Source organism: Roseovarius dicentrarchi (genome assembly GCF_003316635.1).
GTDB classification, from domain to species: domain Bacteria; phylum Pseudomonadota; class Alphaproteobacteria; order Rhodobacterales; family Rhodobacteraceae; genus Roseovarius; species Roseovarius dicentrarchi.
The window spans coordinates 22,009-35,106 of the sequence record NZ_QNQP01000023.1 but is presented as its reverse complement, the minus strand read 5'-3'; the positions used below and the strand labels follow the sequence as shown (position 1 = coordinate 35,106).

Sequence of the window (13,098 nt, the reverse complement as noted above, 5' to 3'; positions counted from 1 at the left end):
AGTCTTTGTTTTTGGACCAATCAAGGACAATAAGCTAGTTTCGGGGCATGGCCGCTATGCAGAAACTGCATAGCGCGGTTAGACTTCATCTAATCTTCTGATCCTTAACGTTTTTCCTGTAGGCAATAATTTCTTCCTGTACGAAATCACGGAATGCGGCAATCCGCTGAGAATGCCGCAGTTCCTCGGGGTAGGCCAGAAACACGGGCACCTCGACCGATTCAACCTCTGGCAGTACGCGGACCAGATTCGGAAAATCGAATGTCAGGTAGTCGGGCAGGATGCCGATCCCCAGTTTATGGATCACGCCCTGAAGGACGCCGAAATAATTATTGACGTGCAGCATAGACGAAATAGCGTTCGCCATCAGATCCTTGACCAGATAACTTGCGGCGCTGACCTGCGCGGAATTCACATTCTGGCAGATCAGGCGGTGGTCGCTCAGATCCTCGACCGAGGCGGGCGTTCCCCTTTGTTCCAGATATTCCGGCGCGGCAAACAGGCCCATATGCACGCTCATCAGGCGTTTGCGGATCAGGTCGGCCTGACTGGGTTCTTTCATGCGAATGGCAATATCAGCCTCGCGCATGGGCAGGTCCAGCACGCGCTCTTCCAGCATGAGGTCGATTTTGAGATCGGGGAATTTTTCGTAGAGCTTGGCCAGACGCGGTGCCAGCCATAATGTGCCGAAACCGATGGTCGTGGTGACGCGCAATTCGCCGAAAACCTCATCCTCACTGTCGCGGATGCGGGCGGTTGCCGTGTCGAGGCGCTTCATCATGGCGCGGGTGGCGTCAAACAGCAGCTCGCCCTGTTCGGTTAGAATCAGTCCGCGCGCGTGGCGGTGAAACAGGGTGGTATCCAGCGATTCTTCCAGCGAGCGCACTTGCCGAGATACGGCCGATTGCGACAGATGCAGCAGATCGCCCGCGTGTGTGAGGCTGCCCGCATCGGCGACAGAATGGAAAATCCTGAGTTTGTCCCAATCCATGCCTGCTGTGATCCAATCTGCTGCCTTTGAAATACAGTCTTATCAAATAAATGTGGCGGTTGCACAGAATGTTGGTGCGATGTGCGAATTATCTGGTGACGCCTATGCACCGCCGGGGCTGGCACATCGCGTTCGGGCGGCTTAAAAACCCGGATTATGCGCAAGGCAGGGAGAGCGTTAAGATGCCGGTAGGGATTTTCGACAGTGGCCTGGGCGGGCTGACCGTTCTTGACGCGATCGCCGCGCGCCTGCCGGAGCAGCCGCTGGTCTATCTGGGCGACAATGCGCACGCACCCTACGGGGTGCGCACGCAGGACGATATTTACAATCTGACACGAGCGGGCGTGCAGCGGCTGTGGGACGAGGGCTGTGATCTGGTGGTGATGGCGTGCAACACCGCGTCGGCGGCCGCACTGCGCCGCATGCAAGAGGCGGGCGTGCCGCAGGGCAAGAGGGTGCTGGGCGTTTTCGTGCCACTGATCGAGGCGCTGACCGAACGTGAATGGGGCGACAATTCCCCCCCGCGCGAGGTGGCGATCCGCCACGTGGCGTTGTTCGCCACGCCTGCCACCGTCGCGTCGCGCGCGTTCCAGCGCGAACTGGCCTTTCGGGCCATCGGGGTCGATGTCGAAGCACAGGCATGCGGCGGCGTTGTGGATGCGATCGAGGATGGTGACATGATACTGGCGGGCGCGCTTGTGCGCGGGCATGTCGATGCGCTGCGCCGCAAGCTGCCCCATCCGCAAGCGGCGGTTTTGGGTTGCACACATTATCCGTTGCTTCAGGAGGTTTTTGCCGAGGCGCTGGGGCCGGATGTGACGGTTTATTCGCAGCCGTCGCTGGTGGCGGACAGTCTGGCCTATTACCTGGCACGGCATCCCGAAATGGCCGGGAAGGGCGGCGGCGTCACCTATCTGACGTCCGGCGACGCAAAGCGCGTATCGGACCGGGCGGCGACCTTTTTGCGCCGGCCGGTATCATTTTCGCCCGCCTGACCCTTGCGCGCCTGTGCCGCATGGCGCTGCCCACCGAACCGGCCTAAACAGCCAGAGATATAAGGTATGATATGATGCATAACATCGCCATTTTGGGTGCTTCGGGATATACCGGCGCCGAGTTGGTTCGCCTGATTGCGACCCATCCCAGCATGCGCATCACCGCGCTGGGTGCCAACTCCAAGGCCGGGCAGAGCATGGCAGAGGTGTTCCCGCATCTGCGCCATCTGGATCTGCCGGACCTTGTCACCATTGATCAGATTGATTTTGCGGGCATCGACCTGTGCTTTTGCGCGCTGCCCCATGCCACCAGCCAAGAGGTTATCGCAAATCTGCCGAAGGATTTGAAAATCGTTGATCTTAGCGCGGATTTCCGGCTGCGGGATCCGGCGGTGTATGAGAAATGGTATGGCAACGCCCATGCCGCACTGGAGTGCCAGTCCGAGGCGGTTTACGGCCTGACCGAATTTTACCGCGAGCAAATTCGCGCGGCGCGGCTGGTGGCCGGGACGGGCTGCAACGCCGCGACCGGGCAATACGCGCTGCGCCCCCTGATCTCGGGCGGTTTGATTGACCTTGACGATATCATCATTGACCTGAAAACCGGCGTCAGCGGCGCAGGGCGCAGTCTGAAGGAAAATCTGCTGCACGCAGAGCTGAGCGAGGGCGCCCACGCATATGGTGTGGGGGGCACGCATCGCCATCTGGCGGAGTTCGATCAGGAATTCAGCGCTATTGCCGGGCGGCCCGTTCAGGTTCAGTTCACGCCGCATTTACTGCCTGCAAACAGGGGCATACTGGCCACTGTTTATGTAAAGGGTGAAGCGCGCGCGATACATGACGCGTTAAATGCGGCCTATGCGGATGAGCCGTTTTTGCAGGTGTTGCCCTTAGGGCAGGTTCCCAGCACGCGGCATATCCGCGGCAGCAATTTTTGCCACATCGGCGTCAGCGGCGACCGGATCGCGGGACGCGCCATCGTGATCGCGGCGCTGGATAACCTGACCAAGGGCTCCAGCGGGCAGGCGCTTCAGAATGCCAACCTGATGCTGGGCGAAGATGAGACGGCAGGGCTTATGCTGGCCCCGGTTTTCCCGTAGTATCAAAGAAAAGAAGGCAAGGCACAGCTATGAAGTCGCTCAAGAAGAAACGCAGAGTTCAGGTCATTTCGGTGGCTGCCGTGGCGCTGGTCTTGTCGACGGTGCTGATCGGCTACGCGATGCAGGACGGCATCAACTTTTTCCGCTCGCCCAGCGAAGTCATGGCAGATCCGCCGGCGCCGGGCGAAGTGTTCCGCATCGGCGGCCTGGTCGAGACAGGCAGCCTCAAGCGGGGCGCGGGCGCCGAGATCCAGTTTGCCGTCACCGATGGCGGCGCCAGCATCCCGGTCAGCTATGTCGGCGTCTTGCCCGACCTGTTTGGCGAGGATCAGGGCATGGTTGGCCTTGGCAGCTATGATGGCGATATATTTCGCGCGACCGAAATTCTGGCAAAGCATGACGAAACCTACATGCCCAAGGAAGTGGTGGATGCGCTGAAGGAACAGGGCGTTTACCAGGCACCGGACGGCAGTTAAGGGCTGCGTTAACCACCAGCGGGCCAGTTTTCATTACGGCATGGGGTAGTCCCGTGCCGATGGATGAAAAGGCGGTGGTATGGACCAGATACGCGAAATCGCGCGCGAAATCATTGCCCGCGAGGGCGGCTTTGTCAACGATCCGGATGATCCCGGCGGCGCCACCAAATATGGCGTGACGGTGCATACAATGCGCCGTCTTGGTCTGGATTTGAACGGTGACGCCCGGATAGATGCAGGTGACGTGCGGCGTCTGACCCGGCGGGACGCCGAGCGAATTTTCGTCGATCATTACTATGCGCGGCCCGACATCGCGCGTCTGCCTGCGATCCTGCACGCGAATGTTTTTGATATGTACGTCAATGCGGGTGCCAACGCGGTTAAAATCCTTCAACGGCTGTTGCGGCAGATGGGGCAGGACGTGACCGTCGATGGGGTGATTGGCCCGCAGACAGCCGATGCGGCGGGCGCCGCCGCGCGTGCGGCGCCGGGGCATCTGGCGGACGCCTATGCGATTGCGCGGCGCAATTACTACTTGCGGCTGGCGGACCTGCGCCCGGCCAGCCGTAGATTTGCGCGCACGCAGGCGGGTGGCAAAGGCGGCTGGATTCGGCGGGCCGAATCCTTCATGTCCGCACGCTATCACATGACCGACGCGGAATTTGTCGAGAGGGTCGCAAAATGGGATTGATCGGCAAGATTTTCGCAACGCTTTTCGGCGACAATCGCAATGTGGTTGCCCGCACGGCCGAAGTGTTCCGCGAAAATGCGGAGGCTGGCGCGGCCCGGCAATCCGCTGAGCGCGGCGCGGCGCTCAGCCAGTTTCAGGGCGAATTTGCCCTTGCGCGCGTGGGGTGGTTTGATCGCTTTATGGACGGGATCAATCGGCTGCCTCGCCCGGCGATGGCGCTGGGTACGCTGGGATTGTTCATTGCCGCGATGGTGGATCCGGTCTGGTTTGCCGCGCGCATGCAGGGAATCGCGCTGGTGCCCGAACCGCTGTGGTGGCTACTGGGCGTGATCGTTTCGTTCTATTTTGGGGCGCGTCACCAGTTCAAAGGCCAGAACTTTCAGGCATCCGTCCTGCAAAGCGCCGCGCAAGCGCCGCAGATTGCCGCAAGCATCGAGGCGCTGGAGCGCGCCCATCCCACACGCCCGAAGGCCGCCGATACGGGAAGCGATGCGAGCGCCGCGCTGGCGGCAGTCAAGCCAGAGGCAAACCCCGCGCTACAGGACTGGCGGGGGCGCAACCGCTAAGGCCCGCCCGCGACAATCTGATCCGGCCCACGCGCGCGAATCCCTTGGTCCTGGAGCGGCGCGTGGGTTATACAGCGGCCATGATTACAGAGCTTGGCCATTTCGCCCTTATCCTTGCCTTCGCCATCGCGTGCGTTCAGGCCATCGTCCCCCTTGTCGGAGCGCAAAAGCGCTGGAGCGGGTGGATGGCCGTCGGCGACACGGCGGCAGGCCTTCAATTCATCATGATCGCCGTGTCGTTTGCCGCGCTCACTTATGCGTTTGTCGTCTCGGATTTCTCGCTGCGACTGGTGACGCTGAACAGCCACTCGGCCAAGCCGATGCTGTACAAGATAACCGGCGTCTGGGGCAATCACGAAGGGTCCATGCTGCTGTGGGTGCTGATCGTCGCGCTGTTTGGCGCCTGTGCCGCGTGGTTCGGGGGCAATCTGCCGCCCAGTTTGCGGGCGCGCGTGCTGTCGGTTCAGGCGATGATCGGCGTCGCCTTTCTGGCGTTTATCATTTTCACATCGAACCCGTTTTTGCGGCTGGCGCTGCCGCCGCTGGACGGGAATGACCTGAACCCGCTGCTTCAGGACCCCGGCCTCGCATTTCATCCACCGTTTCTGTACGCAGGATATGTCGGCCTATCGATGACCTTCAGCTTTGCCATTGCGGCGCTGATTGAGGGGCGTGTTGATGCCGCATGGGGCCGCTGGGTGCGGCCCTATACGCTGGCGGCGTGGGTTTTCCTGACGATCGGCATCGCACTGGGCAGCTGGTGGGCCTATTACGAGCTGGGCTGGGGCGGTTTCTGGTTCTGGGATCCGGTTGAAAACGCCAGCTTCATGCCGTGGCTGATCGCCGCCGCATTGCTGCATTCGGCCATCGTGGTGGAAAAGCGTGAAAGCCTGAAAAGCTGGACAATCCTGCTGGCGATCATCGCCTTTGGCTTTTCGATGATCGGTGCGTTCATCACGCGGTCGGGCGTACTGACATCGGTTCATGCGTTTGCGAATGATCCCGAGCGGGGCATGTTCCTGCTGGGTATCACCGCGATTTTCATGATGGGCGGTTTGACCATGTTCGCCGCACGCGCCAACGTGATGCAGGCGCGGGGTGTCTTCTCGCTCAGCAGTCGCGAGTCGATGCTGCTGGTGAACAACGTGCTGCTGGGTGTTGCCGCATTCGTGGTATTCGTGGGCACTATCTGGCCGCTGGTCTCCGAGCTGTTTTTTGACCGCAAGCTGTCGGTCGGTGCGCCGTTCTTTGACAAGGCGTTCACGCCTTTCATGATTCTGCTGGGCCTTGTCCTGCCCATCGGGGCAATGATGCCTTGGAAGCGCGGGCAGATGCGGCGCGCCTTGGGCAAGCTGATCCCGGCGGCGGTGCTGGCGGTGGCGGTGCTGGGGCTTGCGTGGACGTTGCAGGGCGGGCGCAGCTTGCTTGGTCCGGTCGGGCTGATGCTGGGGACGTGGCTGGTGGCGGGCGCGCTGACGGATCTGTGGTCGCGCACCGGAACGGGCGGCGTGTCTGGCCGGATCGGCCGTCTGGGCCGGTTGCCACGTGCCGACTGGGGCAAGGCGGTGGCCCATGCAGGGCTGGGCGTCACAATGGCTGGCATTGCCGGCGTGCTGGCGTGGCAAACCGAAGATATCCGGGTGGTCCAGACCGGCGACAGTTTCGAGCTGTCGGGCTATACGCTGACGCTGAATGACGTGCGCCAGCAGGACGGCCCGAACTACCGCGCGACCGTCGCGGATGTGGCGCTTGCGCGCGGCGACAGGCAGATCGCCACCCTCCAGCCAGAAAAACGCTATTATCCCGTGGCCGATATGCCGACGACCGAGGCAGCCATTGATATCGGATTTTTGCGTGATGTTTACGTCGTCATTGGCGATGCGCAGGATGGCGGTGGCTGGGCAATGCGCAGCTATTACAAGCCCTTGGCCAACTGGATCTGGGGCGGTGCGTTGCTGATGGCACTTGGCGGCGGCTTGTCGTTGAGCGACCGGCGTTACCGCGTCGCAGCAGGCGCGCGCAAGGCTGCGGTCGGCGCAAGGGTGCCCGCGGAATGAGACGGCTGGTTTTGATCCTGTGCCTGTTGGCCACGCCGCTTGCCGCCGTGCAGCCCGATGAGGTGCTGGACGATCCGGCGCTGGAACAGCGTGCGCGCGATATCTCCAAGGGGTTGCGCTGTCTGGTGTGCCAGAACGAGAATATTGACGATTCAAATGCCTCGCTGGCGCGCGATCTGCGTATCCTGGTGCGCGACCGGCTGACGGCGGGCGACACCGATGACGAAACGGTAGAGTTTATCGTGGACCGTTATGGCGAGTATGTGCTGCTACAGCCGCGCGCGACCGGGAGCACGCTGGCGCTGTGGCTGGCTGGGCCTGCGATGCTGCTGATTGGCGCGGGCGTCGCGCTGGGATACGCGCGCAAGCGTGGCCGCGCGCAGCCCGAAGATGCCCGGCTGAGCGACGCCGAATCCGCGCGCCTGCGCGACATCCTAGATCAATGAGGCACCGATGAAAGACTACGCGACAATATCGCTGGATATCGAGGACGATATTGCCGTTCTGCGGCTCAACCGCCCGGATAAGATGAACGCCCTGAATACGGTCATGCGCGCCGAAGTTGCGGATGCTGTCAATGCGGCGGGCCGCATTGCGCGGGTTCTGGTCCTGACCGGCAATGGCAAGGCGTTTTGCGCGGGGCAGGATCTGGGCGATGCGGGCAGCGCTGCCGCGCTGGATCTGGAGCGGGTGCTGCGCGAGGAGTATCTGCCGATGCTGCGCGCGATAGGGGAATGTCCGATTCCCACCATAGCTGCGGTCAACGGCGCCGCGGCAGGGGCAGGGGCGAACCTGGCGCTGTCTGCCGATGTGGTGATCGCGGCCGAAGGCGCGTATTTCATGCAGGCCTTTACCCGGATTGGGCTGATGCCCGATGCGGGCGGCACCTATTGGTTGCCTCGGCAGATCGGCGCAGCCAAGGCGATGGGGGCCGCGCTGTTTGCCGAACCGATCAGCGCGCGTGATGCCGCTGGCTGGGGTATGATTTGGGAGGCGGTGCCGGATATGGAATTCGACGCCCACTGGCGCGCCCGCGCCGGGCATCTGGCGTCCGGACCGACTGAAAGCTATCGCCATTTGAAAACCGCAATCCGCAGCAGCTGGGACAACAGCCACGACATCCAGCTGGATCTGGAGGCACGATTGCAGGGTGCCTGCGGTCAGACCCGCGATTTCAAAGAGGGCGTCGTTGCGTTTCTGGACAAGCGTACAGCCCAATTCGAAGGTCGCTGATACCGCGTTTCAATTCGCAGACGCCGTTAAAAAAAGGCGCATCCGCTCTGGATGCGCCTTTGGTTTTTGGCAATGTCGCCTCAGCGATTTTCGATATCGACATAATCGCGCAAGGACGCGCCGACATATAGCTGGCGGGGGCGTCCGATTTTCAGCTGTGGATCGGCAATCATTTCCTTCCACTGCGAAATCCAGCCAACAGTGCGCGATACGGCAAAGATCGCTGTGAACATCGAGGTTGGGAATCCCATCGCCTCAAGAATGATGCCCGAATAGAAATCGACGTTCGGGAACAGTTTCTTTTCCGCGAAGTAGGGATCGTCCAGCGCCTGTCGCTCCAGCTCCTTGGCGACTTGCAGCGTCGGATTATCGTCAATCCCCATCAGGTCCAGAACCTCGTCCGCCGATTGCTTCATCACGGTCGCGCGCGGGTCGAAGTTTTTGTACACGCGGTGGCCAAAGCCCATCAGGCGGAAGGGATCATTCTTGTCCTTGGCGCGTGCGATATATTCGGGGATCCGGTCCACCGTTCCGATTTCGCGCAGCATCTCAAGGCATGCCTGATTGGCGCCGCCATGGGCAGGCCCCCAAAGGCACGCAATCCCCGCCGCGATGCAGGCAAACGGATTTGCACCCGAGGACGATGCCAGACGCACAGTGGACGTGGAGGCGTTCTGCTCGTGATCGGCATGCAGCGTGAAAATACGGTCCATCGCGCGGCTGAGGATCGGATTGACCTCGTAATCCTCGGACGGGACGGCAAAGCACATGCGCAGGAAGTTGGAGGCATAATCCAGCTCGTTGCGCGGATATATGAACGGCTGGCCGATGGTGTATTTATAGGCCATTGCGGCGATTGTCGGCATCTTCGCGATCATGCGCACCGACGCAACCTCGCGCTGCCAGGGATCGTTTACATCGGTGCTGTCGTGATAGAATGCGCTGAGCGCGCCGACCACGCCGACCATGATCGCCATCGGCGGCGCGTCACGACGAAAGCCCCGGAACAGGAAGTGAAGCTGTTCGTGCAGCATCGTGTGCTTGGTCACGCGATCTTCGAAATCTTCAAGCTGGGCCGCAGACGGCAATTCGCCGTAAAGCAGCAGATAGCACACTTCGAGATAATGCGATTTTTCGGCCAACTGCTCGATCGGATAGCCGCGATGCAGCAACTCGCCCTTTTCACCGTCGATAAAGGTGATGGTGCTGTCGCAGCTGGCCGTCGAGGTAAAGCCGGGATCGTATGTGAAAACGCCGGCCTGTCCGTAGAGTTTGCGAATGTCGATCACATCGGGGCCCAATGTGGGCGACTGGATCGGAAGGTCGTATTCCTCGCCGTTCAAAATCAGCTTTGCGGAAGTCTTGTCATCGGCCATGCAGCGCTCTCCTTGTTGCAGCCCCGTGCCACCGGGGCAGCACGCGCTGGATAATCCATTGACCTTTAAAAGCGGTTAATCGCTTTGTTGGCCCGCATCCGCCAGTCGGTTCAGCGTTTCGGTCTGTCCGAGCACCAGCATCATATCAAAGACACTCGGCGTCGCACTTCGCCCCGCCAGTGCGGCCCTCAGCGGGCCTGCCATCTTGCCGAACTTGGTCCCTTTGCGATCAGCGAATTGCGCTGTCACTTCTTCAAGGCTATCGCGCGTCCAACTAGCATTTTGCAGCTGCGGCGTCAATTCTTTCAGCATACCTCGGGATACCGTATCAAGTTGCGCGGCCGCTTTTTCGTCCGGCTCGACAGGGCGATTGGTCAGGATAAACTGCGCCTTGTCAAGAAGTTCGGGGAAGGTGCGCGCGCGCTCTTTCAGGCAATACATACCCTCCAGCATCATTGCGGCCTGCGCGCCTGTCAGGGTCGGCTGATCGGTCACGTGCAGAAAATCCTGCAATTCATGCAGCAGCGCAGCATCGTCCATCGCCGCCATATGCTGTCCGCAGATGTTTTCCAGCTTCTTGAAATCGAACCGCGCTGCCGATTTACCGATGCCGTCCAGATCAAACCAGTCCTGCGCCTGCGCATCGGTGAAGAATTCGTCATCGCCATGGCTCCATCCCAGCCGCGCCAGATAGTTGCGCATTCCAGCGGCAGGATAGCCCATCTGCCGATATTCCTGCGTTCCCAGCGCGCCGTGCCGCTTGCTCAGCTTCTTGCCATCGGCGCCGTGGATCAGTGGAATATGCGCATAGACGGGCAGGGGCCAGCCCATGGCGCGGTAGATCATCATCTGCCGGGCCGCGTTGTTCAGGTGATCGTCGCCGCGAATAACATGGGTGACACCCATGTCATGGTCGTCCACCGCCACGGCCAGCATGTAAACGGGCGTGCCGTCCGATCGCAGCAGCACCATGTCATCCAGCTGATCGTTGCGAATGGTCACATCCCCCTGCACCGCGTCATGGATGACCGTCGCGCCATCGCGCGGCGCCTTGATGCGAATGACGCAGGGCAAATCGGGATGCGTATCGGCTGCGGCATCACGCCACGGGCTGCGATAGAGGGTCGAGCGCCCCTCGGCCTTGGCCGCATCGCGAAAGCTCTGAATTTCTTCCTGCGTGGCAAAGCATTTGTAGGCAGTGCCCGCCTCCAGCATCTGCCGGGCAACCTCGGCGTGGCGCTCGGCGCGGGCCGCTTGACTGACGACATCGCCATCGTGGTCAAGACCCATCCACGTCATCCCGTCCAGGATCGCCTGCGTTGCCTCGGGGGTTGAACGGGCGCGGTCGGTGTCTTCGATCCGCAGCAGGAATTTGCCGCCACGGCCCCGCGCAAACAGCCAGTTGAACAGGGCCGTGCGCGCCCCGCCGATATGAAGATAACCCGTGGGCGACGGGGCGAAACGGGTCACGACCTGTTGGGACATGGGGGCTATTAACCTTTCGGTAACGATGTGGGGGCTAAGATGGCACCTGTTTATCGGCCCACCGGAGGGGAAACAAGTGGCGGCGGTCTGGGCTTACTTCGAGCGCGCGCTGCTTTTGCAACGGGGGCATCTGTTTGGCTGGGCGCCGCTGTGTATGGGCGCCGGAATCGCGATCTATTTCGCCCTGCGTTTTGAGCCGACAGCGGGACTATACGCCGCACTTGCCGGTCTGGTGATCGGCCTGCTGGCCCTGTCCCGTTTCCTCGGCCATGCCGTGGCGCCGCTTGCTGTCGGCGCTGCGCTTGTCGCCCTTGGCGTCTGCCTTGCCGGTGCGCGCGCGCATCTTGTCGATGCCCCAGTGCTTGGCTGGCGCTATTACGGCCCCGTCGAAGGGCGCGTGGTGGGCATCGACCGGTCGTCATCGGATGCAGTGCGCGTGACACTGGACAGGGTACGCTTGCGGGATGTGCCGCCGGACCGCACGCCGGACCGCGTGCGGCTGTCACTGCATTCCAAAATTACCGGCGCCGTGCCTGCACCCGGTCTGATCCTTGGGGCGACGGCACATTTGTCCCCCCCGTCCGGCCCGGTGGAGCCGGGCGGTTTTGATTTCAGGCGCCACGCATGGTTTCAAGGCCTTGGCGCAGTGGGATATACCCGCGTGCCACTGGTCGCGCTGGCCCCGGCGGATCAGGCGCAGCCAATGTTCAGAATACGGATGGCGCTATCGAGCCATGTTCAAGCCATGCTTCCCGGCGAGGCGGGGGCCTTTGCCGCGGCGATCATGACCGGTGACCGTTCCGGCATGGGGCAGGACACGCTGACCGCGCTGCGGGTATCCAATCTGGCCCATCTTCTGGCGATCTCCGGCTTGCATATGGGCCTGTTGACGGCCTTTGTGTTCGCCGCATTCCGCTACGGCCTGGCGCTGGTGCCCTGGCTGGCCTTGCGCGCACCGGTCAAGCCGGTGGCCGCCGCGCTGGCGCTTGTGGTGGCCGCGTTTTATCTGGCTCTGTCAGGCGGCAGCATTGCAACGGAACGTGCGTTCATAATGGTCGCCGTCATGCTGGTCGCCGTGATGCTCAGCCGCCGCGCGCTCAGCCTGCGGGCCGTGGCGCTCGCGGCGCTGATCGTTCTGTGCCTTCGGCCCGAGGCATTGCTGGGACCGGGGTTCCAGATGTCATTCTCGGCCACAACGGCGCTGATTGCCGTGTTTGGCTGGTTGCAAAAATCAAAGCTTCCGTTCGGGCCAAAATGGCTTCGGCCGGTGACAGGCGTTATCGTGTCGTCACTGGTCGCGGGGCTGGCAACGGCCCCATTCGCCGCGGCGCATTTCAATCAATTCGCACATTACGGTCTGATTGCCAACTTGCTGAGCGTGCCATTGATGGGTGCCCTCGTAATGCCTGCGGCGGTTCTGTCTGTTTGCCTGCTGCCGATCGGATTGGAGGGGGTCGGCTTGTGGGTCATGGGCGTCGGGCTTGACTGGATATTGGGTGTCGCGCGCTGGACCGCAGCGCTGGATGGCGCACGCGGGACCGTGGTCAATCCTAGCAACCGGGTGCTTCCGCTGCTGACGCTGGGCGCATTGATGATCATTTTGTGGCAGGGGCGTTTGCGCCTGCTGGGGCTGGCCCCGATGATCGCGTCGCTTGTCCTTTGGATCCAAGCCGAACGCCCATCTGTTCTCATCGCCGATACAGGCGGTGTCGTCGGCATTATGACGGATCAGGGGCGCGCATTGAGCGCGGGTCGGGGCGATGGCTTCACGGCGCTCAACTGGTTGGAGAATGACGGTGACGCAGCCGATCAGGAAACAGCCGCGCGCCGATGGTCCGCTGACTTAATCGGACCCGGAGGCATCACCATTACAGCCGTCCGTGGCAAGCGCGCAGCGGAACGCGTGACACGCTGCGTTTCGGGGGAGTGGGTCATATTCAACACGCCGCCGCCAGAGAGTATGACGCAAGAGGAGGGCTGCATCGTCATCAGCCCCAAAACCCTGTTCCTCAGTGGAGCAATCGCAATTTATGAGAACCAAAGCGGAGGATCCGCTTCTCCAAGTATCGTCACGGCACATGACGTCACAGGCAGACGCTTGTGGAACACCCGATAACCCAAATCCGCT

General features: G+C 61.6%; 12 protein-coding genes. 9 read left to right on the top strand and 3 right to left on the bottom strand.

From position 1 onward, the window contains the following. Positions 1-85: 85 nt before the first annotated feature. Positions 86-991, bottom strand: coding sequence for a LysR family transcriptional regulator (locus tag DQ230_RS14235; protein WP_113913279.1), 906 nt, complete (start codon positions 989-991; stop codon positions 86-88). 182 nt (positions 992-1,173) lie between these two features. Here DQ230_RS14235 and DQ230_RS14230 point away from each other — a divergent pair, with 182 nt between their 5' ends. The 8 genes from DQ230_RS14230 (at position 1,174) to DQ230_RS14195 (ending at position 8,109) form a co-directional block, all read left to right on the top strand. Next, entirely contained in the window at positions 1,174-1,986 is an 813-nt protein-coding gene (locus DQ230_RS14230; protein WP_113913278.1) for a glutamate racemase, read from the top strand. A gap of 71 nt (positions 1,987-2,057) precedes the next feature. Further along, complete coding sequence (gene argC, locus DQ230_RS14225) at positions 2,058-3,086, top strand: N-acetyl-gamma-glutamyl-phosphate reductase (RefSeq protein ID WP_113913277.1); 1,029 nt, start codon at positions 2,058-2,060, stop codon at positions 3,084-3,086. Positions 3,087-3,115: 29 nt separating this feature from the next. After that, complete coding sequence (gene ccmE, locus DQ230_RS14220) at positions 3,116-3,562, top strand: cytochrome c maturation protein CcmE (RefSeq protein ID WP_113913276.1); 447 nt, start codon at positions 3,116-3,118, stop codon at positions 3,560-3,562. A 79-nt stretch (positions 3,563-3,641) separates the two neighbouring features. Then, positions 3,642-4,253, top strand: coding sequence for a holin-associated N-acetylmuramidase (locus DQ230_RS14215; protein ID WP_113913275.1), 612 nt, complete (start codon positions 3,642-3,644; stop codon positions 4,251-4,253). Next, positions 4,244-4,819 carry a holin family protein gene (locus DQ230_RS14210; RefSeq protein WP_113913274.1) on the top strand — a complete coding sequence of 192 codons (576 nt, stop codon included), beginning with the start codon at positions 4,244-4,246 and terminating at the stop codon, positions 4,817-4,819. The genes DQ230_RS14215 and DQ230_RS14210 overlap by 10 nt, the downstream gene beginning before the upstream one ends. Before the next feature lie 80 nt (positions 4,820-4,899). Beyond that, entirely contained in the window at positions 4,900-6,876 is a 1,977-nt protein-coding gene (locus DQ230_RS14205) for a heme lyase CcmF/NrfE family subunit (RefSeq protein WP_113913298.1), read from the top strand. Continuing rightward, entirely contained in the window at positions 6,873-7,322 is a 450-nt protein-coding gene (locus tag DQ230_RS14200; protein WP_113913273.1) for a cytochrome c-type biogenesis protein, read from the top strand. Before DQ230_RS14205 ends, DQ230_RS14200 begins: the two co-directional genes overlap by 4 nt. A 7-nt stretch (positions 7,323-7,329) precedes the next feature. Beyond that, positions 7,330-8,109: an enoyl-CoA hydratase-related protein gene (locus DQ230_RS14195; protein WP_113913272.1), complete on the top strand. Its 780-nt coding sequence runs from the start codon at positions 7,330-7,332 to the stop codon at positions 8,107-8,109. Positions 8,110-8,189: 80 nt separating this feature from the next. Here DQ230_RS14195 and gltA read toward each other — a convergent pair whose 3' ends face one another. Together gltA and gltX are read right to left on the bottom strand one after the other, a co-directional pair. Further along, positions 8,190-9,485 (bottom strand): citrate synthase, encoded by a 1,296-nt coding sequence (gene gltA, locus DQ230_RS14190; RefSeq protein ID WP_113913271.1) that lies wholly within the window; start codon positions 9,483-9,485, stop codon positions 8,190-8,192. A gap of 75 nt (positions 9,486-9,560) precedes the next feature. After that, positions 9,561-10,970: a glutamate--tRNA ligase gene (gene gltX, locus DQ230_RS14185; RefSeq protein WP_113913270.1), complete on the bottom strand. Its 1,410-nt coding sequence runs from the start codon at positions 10,968-10,970 to the stop codon at positions 9,561-9,563. Positions 10,971-11,046: 76 nt separating this feature from the next. On the opposite strand from gltX, the gene DQ230_RS14180 reads away from it, so the two are divergent. Next, positions 11,047-13,086: a ComEC/Rec2 family competence protein gene (locus DQ230_RS14180; protein WP_238987543.1), complete on the top strand. Its 2,040-nt coding sequence runs from the start codon at positions 11,047-11,049 to the stop codon at positions 13,084-13,086. Positions 13,087-13,098 lie beyond the last annotated feature (12 nt).

Bases quoted from the DNA above. Each gene is read 5' to 3' on its own strand.
- DQ230_RS14205 (WP_113913298.1), top strand. From the start codon at position 4,900: ATGATTACAGAGCTTGGCCATTTCGCCCTTATCCTTGCCTTCGCCATC.
- DQ230_RS14230 (WP_113913278.1), top strand. From the start codon at position 1,174: ATGCCGGTAGGGATTTTCGACAGTGGCCTGGGCGGGCTGACCGTTCTT.
- argC (WP_113913277.1), top strand. From the start codon at position 2,058: ATGATGCATAACATCGCCATTTTGGGTGCTTCGGGATATACCGGCGCC.
- gltX (WP_113913270.1), bottom strand. From the start codon at position 10,970: ATGTCCCAACAGGTCGTGACCCGTTTCGCCCCGTCGCCCACGGGTTAT.
- gltA (WP_113913271.1), bottom strand. From the start codon at position 9,485: ATGGCCGATGACAAGACTTCCGCAAAGCTGATTTTGAACGGCGAGGAA.
- DQ230_RS14235 (WP_113913279.1), bottom strand. From the start codon at position 991: ATGGATTGGGACAAACTCAGGATTTTCCATTCTGTCGCCGATGCGGGC.
- DQ230_RS14195 (WP_113913272.1), top strand. From the start codon at position 7,330: ATGAAAGACTACGCGACAATATCGCTGGATATCGAGGACGATATTGCC.
- DQ230_RS14215 (WP_113913275.1), top strand. From the start codon at position 3,642: ATGGACCAGATACGCGAAATCGCGCGCGAAATCATTGCCCGCGAGGGC.
- ccmE (WP_113913276.1), top strand. From the start codon at position 3,116: ATGAAGTCGCTCAAGAAGAAACGCAGAGTTCAGGTCATTTCGGTGGCT.
- DQ230_RS14210 (WP_113913274.1), top strand. From the start codon at position 4,244: ATGGGATTGATCGGCAAGATTTTCGCAACGCTTTTCGGCGACAATCGC.
- DQ230_RS14200 (WP_113913273.1), top strand. From the start codon at position 6,873: ATGAGACGGCTGGTTTTGATCCTGTGCCTGTTGGCCACGCCGCTTGCC.